The 18,513-nt window shown below is 65.5% G+C and carries 16 protein-coding genes; 11 read left to right on the forward strand and 5 right to left on the reverse strand.

Going from position 1 to position 18,513, the window contains the following annotated elements; genetic code table 11:
- Positions 1-174: 174 nt before the first annotated feature.
- The 11 genes from G391_RS0108430 to G391_RS0108480 all read left to right on the forward strand — a co-directional run bounded on the left by G391_RS0108430 (position 175) and on the right by G391_RS0108480 (position 12,596).
- Positions 175-561, forward strand: coding sequence for a VOC family protein (locus tag G391_RS0108430; protein ID WP_029087132.1), 387 nt, complete (start codon positions 175-177; stop codon positions 559-561).
- Positions 562-568: 7 nt separating this feature from the next.
- Complete coding sequence (locus G391_RS14330; protein ID WP_156893907.1) at positions 569-1,363, forward strand: GNAT family N-acetyltransferase; 795 nt, start codon at positions 569-571, stop codon at positions 1,361-1,363.
- Between the two features lie 30 nt (positions 1,364-1,393).
- Entirely contained in the window at positions 1,394-2,227 is an 834-nt protein-coding gene (gene fghA, locus G391_RS0108440; protein ID WP_029087133.1) for an S-formylglutathione hydrolase, read from the forward strand.
- Between the two features lie 22 nt (positions 2,228-2,249).
- A complete protein-coding gene (locus tag G391_RS0108445; protein ID WP_029087134.1) occupies positions 2,250-3,701 on the forward strand; it encodes a tetratricopeptide repeat-containing sulfotransferase family protein in 1,452 nt (483 codons plus the stop codon).
- A gap of 155 nt (positions 3,702-3,856) precedes the next feature.
- Positions 3,857-4,468, forward strand: a complete 612-nt coding sequence (locus G391_RS0108450; protein WP_029087135.1) for a superoxide dismutase — start codon at positions 3,857-3,859, stop codon at positions 4,466-4,468.
- A 257-nt stretch (positions 4,469-4,725) separates the two neighbouring features.
- Positions 4,726-5,133 carry a hypothetical protein gene (locus tag G391_RS0108455; RefSeq protein WP_029087136.1) on the forward strand — a complete coding sequence of 136 codons (408 nt, stop codon included), beginning with the start codon at positions 4,726-4,728 and terminating at the stop codon, positions 5,131-5,133.
- Positions 5,134-6,106: 973 nt separating this feature from the next.
- Positions 6,107-7,183 (forward strand): isoaspartyl peptidase/L-asparaginase family protein, encoded by a 1,077-nt coding sequence (locus G391_RS0108460; protein ID WP_029087137.1) that lies wholly within the window; start codon positions 6,107-6,109, stop codon positions 7,181-7,183.
- 170 nt (positions 7,184-7,353) lie between these two features.
- The gene (gene groES / locus G391_RS0108465; RefSeq protein ID WP_029087138.1) at positions 7,354-7,641 is read left to right on the forward strand and encodes a co-chaperone GroES; all 288 of its coding nucleotides are present in this window, start codon (positions 7,354-7,356) and stop codon (positions 7,639-7,641) included.
- A gap of 56 nt (positions 7,642-7,697) precedes the next feature.
- Complete coding sequence (gene groL / locus G391_RS0108470) at positions 7,698-9,341, forward strand: chaperonin GroEL (protein ID WP_029087139.1); 1,644 nt, start codon at positions 7,698-7,700, stop codon at positions 9,339-9,341.
- A 206-nt stretch (positions 9,342-9,547) separates the two neighbouring features.
- Entirely contained in the window at positions 9,548-11,788 is a 2,241-nt protein-coding gene (locus G391_RS15195) for a PPC domain-containing protein (protein ID WP_051257250.1), read from the forward strand.
- Positions 11,789-11,810: 22 nt separating this feature from the next.
- Complete coding sequence (locus tag G391_RS0108480) at positions 11,811-12,596, forward strand: crotonase/enoyl-CoA hydratase family protein (RefSeq protein WP_029087140.1); 786 nt, start codon at positions 11,811-11,813, stop codon at positions 12,594-12,596.
- 5 nt (positions 12,597-12,601) lie between these two features.
- On the opposite strand, the gene G391_RS14340 is transcribed toward G391_RS0108480, so the two are convergent.
- Genes G391_RS14340 through guaB form a run of 5 tightly spaced genes read right to left on the reverse strand, consistent with a single transcriptional unit; the run spans position 12,602 to position 18,465 of the window.
- Positions 12,602-13,777, reverse strand: coding sequence for a metallophosphoesterase (locus tag G391_RS14340; protein WP_084169200.1), 1,176 nt, complete (start codon positions 13,775-13,777; stop codon positions 12,602-12,604).
- Entirely contained in the window at positions 13,768-15,321 is a 1,554-nt protein-coding gene (gene guaA, locus G391_RS0108490; protein WP_029087141.1) for a glutamine-hydrolyzing GMP synthase, read from the reverse strand. Before guaA ends, G391_RS14340 begins: the two co-directional genes overlap by 10 nt.
- Positions 15,318-16,562, reverse strand: coding sequence for an RsmB/NOP family class I SAM-dependent RNA methyltransferase (locus G391_RS0108495; protein ID WP_029087142.1), 1,245 nt, complete (start codon positions 16,560-16,562; stop codon positions 15,318-15,320). Before G391_RS0108495 ends, guaA begins: the two co-directional genes overlap by 4 nt.
- A 3-nt stretch (positions 16,563-16,565) precedes the next feature.
- Positions 16,566-16,985 (reverse strand): MAPEG family protein, encoded by a 420-nt coding sequence (locus G391_RS0108500; RefSeq protein WP_051257253.1) that lies wholly within the window; start codon positions 16,983-16,985, stop codon positions 16,566-16,568.
- A gap of 19 nt (positions 16,986-17,004) precedes the next feature.
- On the reverse strand, positions 17,005-18,465 hold the full coding sequence (gene guaB / locus G391_RS0108505) for an IMP dehydrogenase (protein WP_029087144.1): 1,461 nt from the start codon (positions 18,463-18,465) through the stop codon (positions 17,005-17,007).
- Positions 18,466-18,513: the final 48 nt, after the last annotated feature.

Consider the following 18,513-nt stretch of genomic DNA (forward strand, 5'->3'; position numbering starts at 1 on the left):
ACGGACGCACCCCACGGTTCCGGGCCATGACCCAGCACCGCCTGCCTCTCCACCTCACCTTCGCTGGAAACCGCGAGGCGGCATCGGCGTGCCCGACGGTCGACGCACCGCTCACCCCGTGACAACGCCCGCCAGGCCGGTTAGTCGTCAAAAACAACCAAGGAGGGCCTGCCCATGTTCACTCACATCGTCGTCGGCGCGAATGACCCCGAGGCCTCCCGCGCCTTCTATGACGCTGCCCTGGGCGCCCTTGGCCTCGGTCCGGCGCAAGGTCCCGACCCGAAGGGCCGCTACTGGTGGCGCAATGACCGGGGCGTCTCTTTCGCGGTCGGCAAGCCCATCGACGGCGATCCGGCCTGTCATGCCAACGGCGGCACCATCGGCTTTCACGCCAGGACGCCCGAGATGGTCCAGGCCTTCCACGACGCCGGCGTCGCGGCGGGCGGTCGTTCCATCGAGGATCCGCCCGGTGAGCGCAACGGCCCTTTCGGAAAGCTGATCCTCGCCTATCTGCGTGATCCTGACGGCAACAAGGTCTGTGCCCTGCATCGCCCGGGCTGAGGTTTGCGTGACTTTTGACGACGTCGGCCTCACGCTCACAGCCCGGACTTCGGAGGCGGTCGATCGCGCTGATCTGAAACCGGGGGCCGAGGCTCTGTTCCGGCTGTTCCTCCAGAGGGAGCCGGAGTTCGGCTTCAACCCCGACATCACGGTCGACTATCCCGAGATTGACCAGGGTGTGGACAGCCCCTTTCTGGACGAAGCTCCAGCCTATCTGGCGAAGCGGCTTGCGGAGCTGGAAGCAGAAGGCCGGTCGGTCGGTCGGGTCGTGATCCTGACGACCTGGGCCGATCGGGTCGGTGCGGCGCTGACGGCAGCGGGTTGGACCGGCCAGCCCATCGATATGCCTGCCGGACCGGACGGCACCTGGACCTATGCGTTGAACCGGTCCGACGGCGCGCACACGCTCTATGTCGAGGCCGTCAATGAGGCTGACCCCAAGATCAGGCCGGACTTCCTGCTGGAATTGCATGACGCTGATGGGCGGCTACGCGGCGGGGCCTGGGGCTCGATCCATGATCGCGACGGACAGCGGTATGCCTATCTGGCCACCATGACCCTGGACGAGGGCCTGCCGCCGGGTGTTGGAACCGCCCTGGGTCAGGCCGTGGACGCCGCCATGAGGCAGGCCGGGGTCGGCGTGGTGCATCTGGGCACCCAGACGGCAGGCCCCTTCTACCGGCGGCTGGGCTATCGCATCACCCACAACCTGGTACCGGGTCTGCGGGTCAGGACCGATGCGAACGGCCAGACGATCAGCACCGATCTGGTGATGATGGAGCGCCGACTGGCTGACGGTTGACGCATGGGGCCCATGCGTCGAGGAAGGGCCATGGAAACCCTCAAGACCCACACTGTCCACGGCGGCACCCTGCGCTATCTGAGGCACGACAGCGTTCAGACCGGTACGCCGATGACCCTGTCGGTGTTTGTGCCGCCCGGCGAGGGGCCGTTTCCGGTGTTGATCTGGCTGTCGGGCCTGACCTGCACTGAGGACAACTTCACCACCAAGGCCGGGGCGTACCGGGCCGCGGCCGAGCATGGCCTGATCATCGTCGCGCCCGATACGTCGCCGCGCGGCGAGGGCGTGGCGGACGATCCGGCCTATGATCTGGGGCAGGGGGCCGGCTTTTATCTGGATGCCAGCCAGGCCCCCTGGACGCCGAATTTCCGCATGGAGTCCTATGTCATTGAGGAGTTGATCGCCCTCATCGATGCTGAGTTTCCGACAACAACGACCCGCTCGATTCTCGGCCACTCGATGGGCGGTCACGGGGCCTTGACCCTGGCGCTGCGCCACCCGGATATGTTCCGGTCGGTGTCGGCCTTTGCTCCGATCAGTTCACCGACGCGGTGCCCGTGGGGCGAAAAAGCCTTCAGCGCCTATCTCGGCGACGACCGGTCCGCCTGGGCCGAGCACGACGCGGCCCTGTTGCTGGCCTCCGGCGCCGGGCGCGGTGCCTTCGACGACATTCTGGTCGACCAGGGCGATGCTGACCCCTTCCTGACGGAGCAGCTCAAGCCCGAGCTGTTGCGATCCGCTGCTGACGCTGTGGGACAGCGCCTGACGCTGCGGATGCAGCCAGGCTACGATCACAGCTATTTCTTCATGGCCAGCTTCATCGACGACCATGTGGCGTTTCATGCGGCACGGCTGAGGGGCTGACACCGTGGCGGGATCCGTATCCATGCAGGAGTGGCTTGCTCGGGCATCTGCCGCGCGACAGGCGGGTCGTGCAGCAGAGGCCGCGACGGCGTACGAAGCGGCCCTGGCGATCCAGCCGGCCAATCCAAACGCCTGGTACAATCTCGGTCTGATGAGGCGCCGCCTGGGGCAGTTCGAAGCCGGGCTGGAGGCCTATGCCGAGGCATTGCAAAGGGGCATCAGCGACCCGGAAGAGGTCCATCTCAATCGTGCGGTCATCCTGATTGACGACCTCGACCGACCCGAGGATGCGCAGCGCGAGTTGGCGGCCGCCCTTCATCTCAATCCTGCCTACGTTCCCGCGCTACTCAACCTTGGGAACCTGCATGAGGACCGGGGAGCCCGGGAAGAGGCGCGCGCGACCTACGCGCATCTTCTGGCTTTGGTTCCCGACATGCCGTTGGCCTTGGCTCGGCTGGCCAATGCGACGCGGTTTTCCAGCCGCACTGATCCGCTGATCGTTCAGCTAGAGCAGGCCCTGACGCGACCGGTGGCCCAGGATGACCGGGCGGAGCTTGCGTTTGCATTGGGCCGCGCCCTGGATTCGGTGAGGGACTACGACGCCGCGTTCCAGGCGTTCAGCGCCGCGAATGCCGCCTCACGCCAGGCCTCAGGTGCCCGGTATGACCGCAAATCCGCTGAGGCGCTGATTGGCCGCCTGATCGCCACCTTTCCTCGGAAAAGTGCGAGCTCTGCGTCTAACCGGGTTTCGCCATCTGTTTTTATTTGCGGGCACTTCAGATCCGGCTCGACGCTGCTGGAGCGGATTCTGGTGGGACACTCCGGCCTCCGCTCAGGGGGTGAGCTGGATGTCTTGCCGTCGTTGATTGTCGGGCACCTTCAGCCCTGGCCGGAGGCTGCGGCTCGTTTGAGCCCCGATGCGACCGCCCGGTTAGCTCAGCTCTATGTCGATCAGGTCAACGCGCGGCGTCCGGGGGCTGGCCTGGCCATCGACAAGCGCCCGGACAATTTCCTGGCCATCGGTCTGATCAAGACGCTGTTTCCGTCGGCCAGGATTCTCCACACCATACGGGACGCGCGAGACGTCGCGCTCTCGAACTGGATGCTGCACCTGAGTCCGAGCATGGCCTACGCCCTGGATCTGGAGGATCTGGCCCACTGGCATGGCTGCTATCGGCGCCTGATGGACCATTGGAAGGCGCTCTGGCCTTCGGACATTCTGGATGTTGACTATGACCGTCTTGTCCGGGAGCCAGAGGCCGCGATCAAGGATGTGACGACCTTTCTTGGTTTGGCGTGGGAACCTGACGTTCTGGACTTTTCGGCACGGCAAGGCGCGGTGCGGACCGCCAGCGTCTGGCAGGTGCGTGAGCCGCTCTACTCGACCAGTTCCGGGCGCTGGCGAAACTATGCCGGCTGGTTGCCTGAGCGTTGGCCGGCGACCCTCGATGTGCCTGACCAGATCGAGAACTGAACCCTGGGAAGCGTGCAATCTGACTGGGCAGTCCGATCGATTTCAAGGACACCTATTTGATGACGCCAGGAACGAATTCGTGTTTCGCGGCTTGGCATTGCCAGCGGCTCGCCTAGATACGGCGTAGCTGAAGATTCTTCTCAAGGAGCCGTTCCATGGCCTTCACCCTGCCGCCCCTTCCTTATGCCTATGACGCCCTGGAGCCGGCCATCGACGCCGAAACGATGACCTTCCACCACGACAAGCACCATCAGGCCTATGTCGACAACCTGAACAAGGCCGTCGATGCCGACGCCTCGCTAGCCGGCAAGTCGATGGAAGAGATGTTCGCCACTATGTCCAAGCTGCCCAAGGCCGTGCGCAACAACGGTGGCGGTCACTGGAACCACAGCCTGTTCTGGGAGCTTATGGCGCCGCACGGTCAGACGGGTGAGCCGTCCGCTGAACTGGCCGCCGCCATCGACCGCGATCTGGGCGGCCTGGACAAGTTCATGGCTGACTTCAATGCCGCCGGTGCCGGCCAGTTCGGCTCCGGCTGGGCCTGGCTGATCGTTCAGGACGGCAAGCTGAAGATCACCTCCACGCCGAACCAGGACAACCCGCTGATGGACGTCGCCGACGAAAAGGGTGCCGTGGTCCTGGGTGCCGACGTCTGGGAGCACGCCTATTACCTGAAGTACCAGAACCGCCGGGCCGACTACCTCAAGGCCTTCTGGTCGGTGGTGAACTGGAACAAGGTCAACCAGCTTTACGCGGCTGCGATCTGATCCCGCTGGGCTAGAGCGGCGTTGACATGCCGGCCTGCGAACCTTCCAAATCCAGGTAACGCCGAATTTCGGTGGGCGATGGAGGATTGCAGGTGGCTATTCGCTCATGTCTAGCAGTCTTGGTGCTGGCTGCGTCGCTTGGCGTGGCCGCGGAGGCTGCGGCCCAGTCTCGACCGACCATAGGCCCGCCCGCACCACCGCTACCGTCACCACGGCCTCCTGTCGCGCCGCTTTCGCAAGCACAGGTCCAGGCGTCAGTGCGACAGGCGACCGGTCGTCTCGACGCCTCTGTGACCGGTGCGCCGATTACCGTGTCGGTGCGGCAGCCCTACCACGCCGCGACCGGGGCCAGCCTTGGTTTCGGCAACGCCTATCAGGTCTTGCCCCAGGCGAATGAAGCGTTGCTACCTGCCGGGCAGACGGGGGGGCTTGCCATCGTCACCCTGCCGAACACCTTCACTGGCGAAACAATGATCGATTGCGAGATTGCCAATGCAATGTCGGTCCGTTGGTTCGGAGCCTCAGAGGAGGCGGGCGAGGTTGGGACGATGAATAACCACGCCGTCTTCGTTGTGCCCGCGTCGGCTGGAAGTACGATCTATATTCAGTCGTTGAGCGTGGGCTCCTGGACGTTGCAGGCCTGCCGGTTGCAGCGCGTCCACTGAGCGGTCGGGCAGCCTCAGCAATGGCTGCCGTCGTATGCTCTTAACGCAGGTACTTTATCGAGCGAGCTCTCGGATGCGCTCTTGCCGCTGCGGCCTGCCTTAAGACTCGGCGACACAACTGAATTTGCTCGCCCCGAGGCTTCGGGTAACGTCGCAATGTGGGAATGGAGGTCAATGCCATGATGTCTCGTGTGCTGTTTGTAGTGAACCTTGGTCTTGCATGGGTGATAATCTCGAGCACGGTTTTAGCTCAGCCGCAGATTGCGCCAGGCCGGGGGCCCCGCTCCGAGCCGCCGGTGCCAACTACATTGCCTGAAATCCCGCCGCTTCCGGACTCTCAGGTTCGCGCGGAGCTGAGGCGTTGGCTTGGACGAGACAATTTTTCTTTCAGAGGGTCTGCGATCACCCTCTCCGTGCAGCGACCTTATGACTCGGCGTCTCAAATCGCCCTGGGCTTCAGGAATGCCACTTATGCACTTTCGGGAATCAATCGGGCCTGGTTTGGACAATGGGGAGTGACCGGGGTGGTCGAGGTGAGTTTCCCACCAGCCAGCGAAGGCCTCTATGCGGTCGATTGTGCGCTTTGGGGCACCAGAGAAATTCAGTGGAGCGGCATGCATGAAGGCAGAGGCACTGTCACCGTGATTGACGATCATGCTGTCTTCGTTGTGCCAGCGACCTTCCAGAATACAATCACTATTCGGCCTGTCGAAGCGGAGGACTGGGGGTTCCATAGCTGTCGCCTTCAACCCCTTCAGTGATAGCGCCTCAGATTCGTCCGCAACTCGCATAAAATTCGTTTGTCGTTCGGGCTTGGGAACGGCCTTGGTCCGAAGTGCTTGGATGGGCCAAGCGCTTGTGTTTCAGATTCTGGTCATGCTGGAACAGGTGCGGACAAAGGGGAGTGCAAGCAGACCAACGATGTCGTATTTGTCTTGGTATCTACCATTCTCAGTCGACTTGGAGCCCCGCCGTGATCCGATTTCTCTGCCTCTTTGTGCTGACACTCGCGTTCGCTGGATCGGCTGCGGCCCAGAATGTCGCCGCTGACGCCGGCGATGAACCGTTGCGCTGGACTATCGCCATTCACGGCGGAGCTGGAACCATCGAGCGCAGCCAGATGACGCCCGAGCGCGATGCGGAATACCGGGCGGCCTTGACCGCTGCCATCGAGGCCGGGTCCGAGGTGCTGCGCAACGGCGGCTCGTCGCTCGACGCCATCCAGGCCTCCATCGAGGTCATGGAAGACAATCCGATGTTCAACGCCGGGCGCGGCGCGGTCTTCACGGCCGAGGGCGCCAACTCGCTCGACGCCGCCATCATGGACGGCGAAATGATGCGGGCCGGCGCCGTCGCCGGCGTCTCGCGCACGCGCCACCCCATCGCCCTGGCCCGCGCCGTCATGGAGCAGTCGCCCCACGTCATGCTGGCCGGGGAGGGGGCGGACGCCTTCGCCGTCTCAGTCGGCCTGGAACAGGTGGAGCCGGCCTTTTTCTTCACCCAGCGCCGCTGGGACCAGTTGATCGAAACCCTGAATCAGCGCGGCTGGCCAATCCCCGAGCGTCCGGCCGGCACGGAGCCCACCCCTGGGGCTTCTGCCGCACTCAGCGACGGCGACGACCACCGCTTCGGCACCGTCGGCGTCGTGGCCGTCGACAGCCAGGGTCGCATCGCGGCGGGCACCTCCACTGGCGGCACCACGGCCAAGCGTTGGGGCCGGATTGGTGACACGCCGGTCATCGGCGCCGGCACCTGGGCCGGACGCGGCTGCGCCGTCTCGGCGACCGGAACGGGCGAGTATTTCATCCGCCTGACGGTGGCGCGTGACATTTGCGGCCTGAACGACATCAACGACATGCCGATCGCCGAGGCGGCCGAGGCCATGATCAGTGAACTTGGCGCGATCGGCGGCGACGGCGGCGTCATCGCCCTGACGACCGACGGCTCGGTGGCCTTCTCGATGAACACCTCGGGGATGTACCGCGGCTGGGCCGACCAGGACACCGCGCCCCGGGTGGCCATCTATTCGGATGAGGACGTCCTGCCCTGAGGCGATGGACCGCCGCCGCCGGGGCCGAATTCGTCGGCTGATTGGCGGCGTCGTCCTTGACTCCCCGCCAGCCTCTGCCTACCTCCCGGACGCCTTTGGCACTCAGACACGACGACTGCTAGCAGGCGCGACTGAGGGCCGCTCAACTGTCCACTAGGGAGACACATCACATGGCGTTTCGTCCGCTCGGCGACCGCGTCCTGGTCAAGCGCGTCCAGGAAGAAGAAAAGACGGCTGGCGGGATCATCATCCCCGACAATGCCAAGGAAAAGCCGCAGGAAGGCGAAGTCGTCGCCGTCGGCCCCGGGGCCCGCGACGATGATGGCGACTTCATCAAGATGGAACTGTCGGTCGGCGACCGCATCCTGTTCGGCAAGTGGTCGGGCTCGGAAGTGAAGATCGACGGTCAAGACCTCATCATCATGAAGGAATCGGACGTCCTGGGCGTGCTGTCCTAAGCACCCGGCACCGCCGAACCTCTTTCCCGAAATTCTGAAATCAGGAGCACGCCCCAATGGCTGCTAAACAAGTCTACTTCAACACCGACGCCCGTGACCGGATGCTCAAGGGCGTCAACATCCTGGCCAATGCGGTCAAGGTGACGCTGGGTCCCAAGGGCCGCAACGTCGTGATCGAAAAGTCCTTCGGCGCGCCGCGCTCGACCAAGGACGGTGTCTCGGTCGCCAAGGAGATCGAACTCGAGGATCGCTTCGAGAACATGGGCGCCCAGATGATCCGTGAGGTCGCGTCCAAAACGAACGACAAGGCCGGTGACGGCACGACCACCGCGACCGTCCTGGCCCAGGCCATCGTGGTCGAGGGCATGAAGTCGGTGGCCGCCGGCATGAACCCGATGGATCTGAAGCGCGGCATCGACAAGGCCGTGGCCAAGGTCATCACCGAAATCAAGGACAGCTCCAAGAAGGTCACGTCCAACGACGAGATCGCCCAGGTCGGCACCATCTCGGCCAACGGCGACGACGAAGTCGGCAAGATGATCGCCAAGGCGATGGACAAGGTCGGCAACGAAGGCGTCATCACCGTCGAAGAGGCCAAGACGGCCGAAACCGAGCTGGACGTCGTCGAAGGCATGCAGTTCGACCGCGGCTATCTGAGCCCGTACTTCATCACCAACGCCGACAAGATGCAGGTCGAGCTGGAAGAGCCGCTCATCCTGCTGCACGAGAAGAAGCTGTCGTCGCTCCAGGCCATGCTGCCGATCCTGGAAGCCGTGGTTCAGTCGGGCCGTCCGCTGGTGATCATCGCCGAGGACATCGAGGGCGAGGCCCTGGCCACCCTGGTGGTCAACAAGCTGCGCGGCGGCCTGCGGGTCGCGGCGGTCAAGGCGCCGGGCTTCGGCGATCGCCGCAAAGCCATGCTGGAGGACATCGCCGTCCTGACCGGCGGCCAGGTGATCTCTGAGGACCTCGGCATCAAGCTGGAAAACGTCACGCTCGACATGCTGGGCAAGGCCAAGAAGGTCACCATCACCAAGGACGACACCACCATCGTCGACGGCGTGGGCGAGAAGGACGCGATCGAGGCCCGCATCGGCCAGATCAAGACCCAGATCGAAAACACCACGAGCGACTACGACAAGGAAAAGCTGCAGGAGCGTCTGGCCAAGCTGGCCGGGGGCGTGGCGGTGATCCGGGTCGGCGGCTCGACCGAGATCGAGGTCAAGGAGAAGAAGGACCGCGTAGACGACGCCCTGAACGCGACCCGCGCGGCCGTGGAAGAAGGCATCGTCCCGGGCGGCGGCACGGCCCTGCTCAAGGCGTCTCTGGCGCTTGAGAACATCGCCACCGACAACGCCGACCAGCAGGCGGGCGTCGCCATCGTGCGCCGCGCGCTGCAGGCCCCGATCCGCCAGATCGCCGAAAACGCCGGCGTCGAAGGCTCGATCGTGGTCGGCAAGGTCCTGGACAACAAGACCGCGTCGTTCGGCTACAACGCCCAGACCGAAGAATACGGCGACCTGGTCAAGATGGGCGTCATCGACCCGGCCAAGGTCGTGCGCACGGCGCTTCAGGACGCGGCCTCGGTCGCCGGCATCCTGATCACCACCGAAGCCGCCGTGGCGGATGCGCCCAAGAAGGCGGCCCCGGCTGCGCCCGACATGGGCGGCATGGGCGGCATGGGCGGCATGGATTTCTAATCCAGCCGTTCAGACCCGAACGACGGAAAGGGTGGGAGCGAAAGCTCCCGCCCTTTTTCTTTGTATCGACCCACGCGAGCCGCCTCGGGACGGTTGGCGTGTGAAGATTGTCAGATTTCAACAGAAAATCAGTCTTGGAAGCCCCGTTCTCGCGGGCTAGCAAGGGTCGTCGATCGGCCAAAGGGGCATCGGCAGGGGGATATTTCATGCGCACCAGCGTCGCAATTGCCGCTCTAGTCCTTGCCGCGTCAGGCACCGCCGCCTGGGCCCAGCCGGGGCCGAATTACCAGGGCGCTCTGACAGACCGGGCTCCTCGGGCGGAATACACCCTGGATCTCAGCGCCGGTCAGATCGTGACCCTCACGGCCTTCGGCACATCAGGCCTGGATACGATGCTCACCCTGATCGGGCCGGATGGTCGCCAGGTGGCGGCCAATGATGACGTCGTGCCCGGCGATCTCAGTTCGCGGATCATCTATGCGGCGCAGCGCCCGGGCCGCTACCAGGTGCAGGTTTCCGGTTACGGCAATGCCACCGGCGACTTCGAGATGGACGTCTATTACGGGGCCAACGTCGGCCTGTCGTACCAGTCGCGGTCACTTCAGGATGCCATTGCGGCCCTGTCGCGCCGGCAGACCGAGGCGCGCTATGAGGTCGACCTGCCGGCCGGGGAGCCGTTCGTTGCGACCACCATCGCCTTGTCCGATGGCCTGGATACAACCCTGACGCTGATCAGCGCATCCGGCGAAACCGTGGCCGAAAACGATGACCGGGGCGACGGCACCCTGAACTCGCAACTCATCTATCGGGCCGATCAGCCGGGCCGGTACACGGTGGTCGTCAGCTCCTTCAGCGGCCAGGACACCGGCGATGCCGTGGTGTCGATGGCGATCGATCCCAACGCCCAGGCCCCGTTCAACTACGCGACCATCGCACGCAGCGTGATGGCGCGGCATACCGGAACCATCAACGACAACAATCCTGAAGACGAGTATCCGCTGGACCTGACGGCGGGCCAGACCATTCTCGTTATGGCCGACTCTCCGAATGAAGACCTGGACCCGGTCATCACCCTCAATGGGCCGGATGGCTATCCGGTGGCGCTGAACGATGACCGCAGCGACGGCACGCTGAACTCGGCCTTTGCCTTCACAGCCCCGTCGGCGGGTCGATATGTGCTGAACATGACCCGGTATTCGGACGGCGCGTCGTCGGGCGACTATGCGCTGGAAATCTCCGGCGTCGATGCCGGCCTCGTTGCCGAGTTGCAGGCGCAGTTTGAAAATCCGGTGCATCTCAGCGGGCCGGAACAGGTTCTGGAGACGACCGATTTCCGCCTGATGTACACCTTGCAAGGGCGCGACCGTACGACCGAGGAATATGCGCGCGCGACGGCGGACGCCATCCAGCGCGCCTATGACACCCAGATCAACGGCATGGGGTGGTCCGCACCCGTCCGAGACTCCAATGGCCGCTATCGCGCCTATATCGCCGACGCGGGTGAAGGCACGATGGGCTATATGAAGGGGGTCGAGGTCATCTTCGACAATCCCCAGACGCCTGGTGTGCGCGAGCGGGCGGCTTCACGCACCATTCTGGTGATCGACAACAACCTCAGTGAGGGCCGGGAAGAGGGCGAAGACCCCATGCGTCTGATGCGGGCGACCGCCGCGCATGAGTTCAATCACATGGTCCAGTACGGCTATGACGCCGAAGAGGGGCTCCAGTGGTTGTATGAATCGACCGCGTCCTGGATCGAGACCGCCACCATGGGGCAGGACGAAGACGCCGCCCGCTATGCGGTGACGGATTTTGCAGCCCCGCAGCTATGCTGGACCACGACCGAGGCTGGGCACAACTACGGTCAATGGACCCTGTTGCAGTCACTGGCGGACCGTCACGGGCCGCGCATCGTGACCCGTCTGTGGGAGAATGCCGCCACCCTCGATGGAATGGAAACCATGACCACCACGCTGACAGAGGCCGGGACTTCGATCCCGATGGCTCTTTTGGATTGGCGGATCCAGAACTTTGCCCGAGACTATGAAATGGCCCCCCGGATCGATGGGGCGGTGGCCCTTGCCGGTGCCGGCAAGCGGTCAGGCGGAGCGGTCCGCGGGTCCGTTCAGGAACTGGGTGCCGCCTATCATCAGGTTCGCGCGCAGGGGCCCCAGCGTTATGCGATCGAGGGACCGGACAGCCTGTCGATGACTGGTCTGGGTGTTCGCAACGGACAGGTTGAGGTCACGCCTTTGGGCCGCGACGGTGTGTTTGATGCGACCGGCTATGATTTTGCGGTGATCATGGTGTTCAACGGCGAAGTGCCGGACGCGCCCGGCGATTGCAGCGACACGAGCTATCGGATCGACATGTCATCGTCGCGTGAGGCTGCAGCTCCCGCTCAGTCGCGCGTCGATGCTCAGCACTTCCGCACGCCGGGGGCCTAGTGACCGGCCCGCGTCGTCGCCTGTGACGGATCGCGTTCGCCTGACGTTGGAGGCCGGCGTCGCCGACGTGCGGCTGAGCCGCGACGACAAGATGAATGCGCTCGATCCGCCGATGATCGAGGGCATTGCCGCGGTGATCGATCAGCTCGCGGCGACGCCGGGCCTCAGGGCCGTCGTGCTGTCGGGCGAGGGGCGGGCCTTCTGCGCGGGGCTGGACATGATGTCGATGGCCGGGCTGGCCGCGACCGACTTCGACATCATGGCGCGCACCCATGGGCCAGCCAATGTGTTTCAGCAGGTGTGCTGGGGCTGGCGGAGCCTGCCGGTTCCGGTGATCGCGGCAGTTCACGGCGTCGCCTTTGGTGGTGGACTGCAGCTGATGTCCGGCGCCGATGTCTGCGTCGCGCGGCCTGATACGCGGCTGTCGGTCATGGAGATGAAGTGGGGCATCGTGCCGGATATGGCGGGCTTCGCCCTGTGGCCCGGCCGGGTGCGCGACGATGTGCTGCGCGAGCTGGTCTATACGGCGCGCGAGTTCTCTGGCGACGATGCGGTCGGCTACGGCTTCGTCACCCGCACGGCGGAAGATCCCCTGGCCGAAGCCCTGGCCCTGGCGCGCGAAATTGCGAGCAGGAATCCCGAGGCGATCCGGGCGGCCAAGCGGCTGTCCAACCTGTCGATCAGCGGGAATGTCGAGGCGGTGCTGCTGGCCGAAAGCCGCGAACAGGGCGCCCTGATCGGACGTCCGAACCAGATCGAGGCGGTGGCCGCCGGGATGCAGAAGCGGCCGGCGCGCTTCGAGGATTGATGGGCTCAGTCGCCGGCGTTTGATGATGGCCCGAGCGGCAGGACGAACCGCTCGCCCCGGGCGTTGACCCGGAACCAGCGGCCCTGTTCGCGCAGGGTGCCTTCGAGGACCGGCGCACCGGTCAGGGCGTCGCGGTGCGGATAGACCTGAACGGCGATGACGCGCCCGTCATAGAGCGGCGTCACTTGGTCCATCGCCGTGTGGCCGACCAGGATGCGGCTGACCCCGTAGAAGGTCAACGACCGGTCGACCTCGGCGCGCGGCATATAGGGTCGGTCGGGCTCAGCCGCTTGCGGGAAATAGCCGCGGAACCACAGCGGGCCGAAGGTCCCGGCGATGAGAAACGCGTCCGCATCCAGTTCGGTGCGCCGGGCGACCGGGGTGTCCAGGCTTCGCCGGACGCCGGCGTTCAGGTCGCGGATCGACAGGCCGCGATCTACCACCTGGGGCGAGATGCCGCCGTGCAACAGCAACAGGTCGCCCAGCTTGAGGACCGCCGGCCGCGAGCGCAGCCAGTCGCCCAGCAAGGTCTCGGCGGTGAACAGGTCGGGATAGGTCTCAACACCCAGAATGCGCGCCACCTCCGGGTAGCGCGGGTGCAGGTAGCGCAGGTCGTTGCGCAGCACGATGTTCTCGTGATTGCCCAGCAGGACGTGTAGCGCGCCGCCCGCCGCGCGCGCCTCGCTCTCCAGCTTGTAGAGCAGCCACAGGATTTCCAGCTGATAGGCACCGCGATCAAAGATGTCGCCCGTCACCACCATCTGGCCGCCGCCAAAGGTCCAGTTCAGGTTCGCGTCGATCACCCCCTGACGGCGCAGGAACTCCACGACGATGTCGTATTCGCCGTGGGTGTCGGCCAGCACCAGCAGGCGTGTCGCCGGATCGAGCGGCAGCTCATCGGGGGCCGGCGCCTGGACCCGGGCGCGCAGGGGAACCTCGAAGGCGGGGATGTCGCCAACGGCCCGCACGGTGATCCGGCCGGTCCGGGAAACGCGATGTTCGTGCGGGTTGAGATCATCGGACACGCTCAAGGCCCGCCAGTCCCGGGTGGTGCCAGGCAACAGATAGGGACCATCCCCGGCGGCCGTGACCGGGGCCGGCTGTTCCGGTTCCTGCGCGGCGGTAGCGAAGGCGGTGCCGGCGACCGCAAGGGCCACCAGCAGCGGTCGGATCACTCCCACTCGATCGTCCCCGGCGGCTTGGACGTCACGTCATAGACCACGCGGTTCACGCCGCGGACCTCGTTGATGATTCGGGTCGCCGTGCGGCCGAGCATTTCCCAGGGGAACTGGTAGAAGTCCGCCGTCATGCCGTCAGTCGAGGTGACGGCGCGCAGGGCCAGGACCTTCTCATAGGTGCGGGCGTCGCCCATGACGCCGACGGTCTTGACCGGGAGCAGCACGGCGAAGGCCTGCCAGATGTCGTCATAGAGGCCGGCCTTGCGGATCTCGTCCAGATAGATGGCGTCGGCGTCCTGGAGCGTGGCGACGGCGTCGGGCGTGATCTCGCCGGGGATGCGGATGGCCAGACCGGGGCCGGGGAAGGGGTGGCGACCGACGAAGGCGTCGGTCAGGCCCAACTCGCGGCCCAGCGCCCGCACCTCGTCCTTGAACAGTTCGCGCAAGGGTTCGACCAGCTTGAGCTTCATATAGTCGGGCAGGCCGCCGACATTGTGGTGGCTCTTGATCACATGGGCCTTGCCGCTGGAGGCCGAGACGCTCTCGATGACGTCGGGATAGAGGGTGCCCTGGGCCAGGAACTCGGCCCCGTCGATCTTGTTGGCCTCACGGTCGAAGACCTCGATGAAGACCCGACCGATGGTCTTGCGCTTGATTTCCGGGTCCGACTGGCCGGCCAGGGCACCGAGAAATTCCTGAGACGCATCAACGTGGATCAGCGGGATGTTGTAGTGCTCTCGGAAAAGCGTCGTGACCTGTTTGGCCTCGTCTTTCCTCAGCAGGCCGGTGTCGACGAACACACAGGTCAGCTGGTCGCCGATGGCCTCGTGGATCAGCACGGCGGCGACCGATGAATCCACCCCGCCCGACAGGCCGCAGATGACCTTGGCGTCGCCGACCTGTTCGCGGATATGGGCGATCTTTTCGTCGCGATAAGCGGCCATGGTCCAGTCGCCCGACAGCCCCGCAATCTTATGGGTGAAGTTCTTCAGCATCTGCGCGCCGCGCGGCGTGTGCATGACCTCGGGGTGGAACTGAATGCCGTAGAGACGCCGGCGCTCGTCGCCGATCACCGCATAGGGCGAGCCGGGCGAGGTGGCGATGACGTCAAAGCCTTCGGGGATGGCGACGATCTTGTCGCCGTGGCTCATCCAGACCGTCTCTTCCTCGCCGACGCCGGCGAGGCCATCGAGCAGGGGCGAGGCTTTCTTCACCGTGATCTCGGCGCGACCGAACTCTCTGGTGTGGCCACCCTCGACCTTGCCGCCGAGCTGCTCGCACATCGTCATCTCGCCGTAGCAGATGCCCAGGACGGGGACCCCCGCGTCGAAGACGGACTGGGGCGCGCGGGGGCTGCCTTCCTCGTGCACGCTCTCCGGCCCGCCCGACAGGATGATGGCGGCAGGAGACATCGCCTCAAGCGCGGCCTCGGCCTTCGCATAGGGATGGATCTCGCAATAGACGTTCGCCTCGCGCAGCCGCCGGGCGATCAGCTGGGTCACCTGGCTGCCGAAATCGACGATGAGGACTTTCTGGTGGGCGGTCATTGCGGGTCCGTAGTTCGGGTAAGTGCTTGAGCAAAAAAGCCGTCGGTTCCGGCGCTGAGCGGCGACAGGCGCATCGCCTCGCCGATCTGCGCGAAACCCTCCGCGCGCTCCACAAACGCCGCCACCCGGTCCTCGTTCTCTTCGGCGAAGAAGGAGCAGGTGACGTAGATGAGGCGACCGCCCGGTTTGACGAAGGGGGCGGCCTGATCGAGCACGGCGTCCTGTTCGACGGTGCGGCGTTCGAGTTGGTCGGGCGTCAGGCGCCATTTGGTGTCGGGGTGACGCCGCCAGGTGCCCGAGCCGGTGCAGGGGGCGTCGACGAAGACGACGTCCATCTTCCCTTCGAGCCCCTTGAGGGCGTCGGGGTCGACAGGGCTGCGGACCTGAAGGTTTCGCACGCCGGCCCGCTGGGCGCGGGGGATGATGTCGGCCATCCGCCGGGCGTCACTGTCATAGGCGTAGAGCTGGCCGGTGTTGGCCATCAGGGCGGCCAGGGCCAGGGTCTTGCCGCCGCCGCCGGCGCAGAAATCAAGAACCTGTTTGCCCTTGATGTCGCCAGCCGTCAGGGCGGCCATCTGGCTGCCGAGGTCCTGAACCTCGAACCAGCCCTTGTGGAAGGCCGGGATGGTCTCGACCGCGCCGGTTCGGACGGCTGGGTCGGGTGCCGGGATGCGGGCGGCGGTCGGAACGTCGGCGACCGGCTCGGCCCCCAGCGGCTGGAGCGCCTTGAAGGCGCGCTCCGGCTCGGTCTTGAGGCTGTTGATGCGCAGATCGACCGGCGCGCGCTCGGCCAGCGCCGCAGCCTCCTCGGCGCGGGCGTCGCCGAAGACGCGATCCAGATGCGCATCTAGCCAGTCGGGATAGTCGCCGCGCACCGGATCGGGCGCGTCGTCGAGCGGGCGAGGCGAGGCGAGGGCGGCGGTTTCGACCTCGGTCAGGGTGCCGGGACCATGCGGTTCCTCGGCGGTGGCGTCCGCGATGCGCTCGAGCGGCCAGCGCCAGCCCCAGGCCAGCACGCCCAGAATGGCGGCGCGCGGACTGTCATCGTCCATGCGCCAGCCGGTCGAGCGGCGCTTTCTCAGGGCGTCGAGCACCAGGCCGGACACGAAGGCGCGGTCTTTGGCTCCGGCGAAGCGGGAGCGGTCTGACCAGCTTTTCAGCGCCACCTTGGCCGGGACACGGCGGGTCTCAAGGTCCGTGAGAACCTCAAGCGCTGCAGAGATCCGGCCACCGTCTCTCATGCCTCAGGTGAACAACGCATAGAGGGTCATGCCCAGGCCGACGAGCGACAGCATCCAGGCCGCGGTGCGCAAGCCGGTCACGCCGAACCGATAGAGCGGCAGATAGATGACGCGACCCAGCAGGAACAGGTGCGTGCCCCACATCGACAGTTCGCCCTGCTTGTCAGCCAGATGCACCAAGGCCACGGCCCCGAGGAACAGCGGCAGGGTCTCCATGAGATTGATCTGGGCGCGGATCAGGCGTCCGGCGGCCACACCCGGCGGGGCGACCTCGCCGTCGCGGGGGCCGGCGTTCCATTTCAGGCCGAGTTCATTGGTCCGCGCGGCGGCGGCCCAGAGGATCTGGACCAACGCCAGAACGATGGTGAAGCCCGCGACGATCAGGTCGGGGTGCACGTCAGAAAAGATCGACGGATGGTGCATGATCAGAGCCCTCCCAAGCTCAGCCTTGCCGATAGTTCGGCGCTTCGCGCGTGATCATCACGTCGTGGACGTGACTTTCGCGCAGGCCCGCGCCGGTGATGCGAACGAACTTCGCGCGTTTCTGGAATTCTTCGATGGTCGCGGCGCCGACATAGCCCATCGAGGCGCGAAGTCCGCCGACCAACTGGTGTAGTACCGGCGAGATCGGCCCCTTGTACGGCGTCTGGCCCTCAATGCCTTCGGGGACCAGCTTCATCTGGTCAGAGACTTCCTTCTGGAAGTAGCGATCCGCGGAGCCGGAGGCCATGGCCCCGACCGAGCCCATGCCCCGGTACGATTTGTAGGACCGGCCTTGATACAGGAAGACCTCGCCGGGGCTTTCGTCGGTGCCGGCGAACATCGAGCCGAGCATGGCGACCGAGGCACCCGCCGCAATCGCCTTGGCCAGGTCGCCCGAATATTTGATGCCACCGTCGGCGATGATCGGCACGCCGCTGTCCCGCGCGGCGCGGACCGAGTCCATGATGGCGGTCAGCTGGGGCACACCGACCCCGGCGACGATACGGGTGGTGCAGATGGACCCCGGCCCAATGCCGACCTTCACGGCGTCAGCACCGGCGTCGATCAGGGCACGGGCGGCGTCATAGGTCGCGACATTGCCGGCGATGATCTGGGTGCGGTTGGTCTCACGCTTGATCCGCTCGACCGCGCGGGCGACCTGAACCGAGTGGCCGTGGGCGGTATCGATCACCACGACGTCGGCCCCTGCCTCGGCCAGCATCATCGACCGCTCATAGCCGGCGTCGCCGACGGTAGAGGCGGCTCCGACCAGCAGACGGCCCTGATCGTCCTTGGCGGCGTTGGGGTGGGCCTGGGCCTTTTCGATGTCCTTGACGGTGATCAGGCCGACGGCGCGGAAATCTTCGTCGACGACGATGACGCGCTCGATCTTGCGGGTGTTGAGCAGGCCTTGTGCCTCTTCGCGACCGGTGCCCTCGCGGACGACCGCGAGATTGTCGCGGGTCATCAGGTCGCCGGCGGTGCGCGCGCCGTCGCCTTCAAAGCGCATATCGCGGTTGGTCAGGACCCCGACCAGCTTGCCCGTGTCGCGCTCGACAACCGGGAAGCCCGAGATCTTGCGACGTTCGCGGATGGCCCGAACCTCATCGAGTGAGGTGTCCGGGTGGATGGTGATCGGGCTGACCACCATGCCGCTCTCATAGCGTTTCACGCTACGGACCTGCTCGGCCTGTTCCTCAGGTGTCAGGTTGCGGTGAATGACGCCCAGCCCACCGGCCTGGGCCATGGCGATGGCCAGCCGGCTCTCGGTCACCGTGTCCATAGCCGACGAAGCCAGCGGAATGTTCAGCGTGATGTCGCGCGTCAGCCGGGTCGAGGTGTCCACCTGGGTGGGCATGACCTCGGACGGGCCGGGTTCGAGCAAAACATCGTCGAAGGTGAGGCCTTCGCGAATCTCCATGGGAGTCTCCGTTTTGCGGGCGGGCTATAGACCCCTCTTCGCGGGTGC

This window comes from Brevundimonas aveniformis DSM 17977, from assembly GCF_000428765.1.
In the GTDB taxonomy this organism is placed as follows: domain Bacteria; phylum Pseudomonadota; class Alphaproteobacteria; order Caulobacterales; family Caulobacteraceae; genus Brevundimonas; species Brevundimonas aveniformis.

Excerpts from the sequence above, each read along its gene's own strand:
- G391_RS0108430 (WP_029087132.1), top strand. The coding sequence starts at position 175 with ATGTTCACTCACATCGTCGTCGGCGCGAATGACCCCGAGGCCTCCCGC.
- fghA (WP_029087133.1), top strand. The coding sequence starts at position 1,394 with ATGGAAACCCTCAAGACCCACACTGTCCACGGCGGCACCCTGCGCTAT.
- G391_RS0108445 (WP_029087134.1), top strand. The coding sequence starts at position 2,250 with ATGCAGGAGTGGCTTGCTCGGGCATCTGCCGCGCGACAGGCGGGTCGT.
- G391_RS0108450 (WP_029087135.1), top strand. The coding sequence starts at position 3,857 with ATGGCCTTCACCCTGCCGCCCCTTCCTTATGCCTATGACGCCCTGGAG.
- groES (WP_029087138.1), top strand. The coding sequence starts at position 7,354 with ATGGCGTTTCGTCCGCTCGGCGACCGCGTCCTGGTCAAGCGCGTCCAG.
- groL (WP_029087139.1), top strand. The coding sequence starts at position 7,698 with ATGGCTGCTAAACAAGTCTACTTCAACACCGACGCCCGTGACCGGATG.
- G391_RS15195 (WP_051257250.1), top strand. The coding sequence starts at position 9,548 with ATGCGCACCAGCGTCGCAATTGCCGCTCTAGTCCTTGCCGCGTCAGGC.
- guaA (WP_029087141.1), bottom strand. The coding sequence starts at position 15,321 with ATGACCGCCCACCAGAAAGTCCTCATCGTCGATTTCGGCAGCCAGGTG.
- G391_RS0108495 (WP_029087142.1), bottom strand. The coding sequence starts at position 16,562 with ATGAGAGACGGTGGCCGGATCTCTGCAGCGCTTGAGGTTCTCACGGAC.
- G391_RS0108500 (WP_051257253.1), bottom strand. The coding sequence starts at position 16,985 with ATGCACCATCCGTCGATCTTTTCTGACGTGCACCCCGACCTGATCGTC.
- guaB (WP_029087144.1), bottom strand. The coding sequence starts at position 18,465 with ATGGAGATTCGCGAAGGCCTCACCTTCGACGATGTTTTGCTCGAACCC.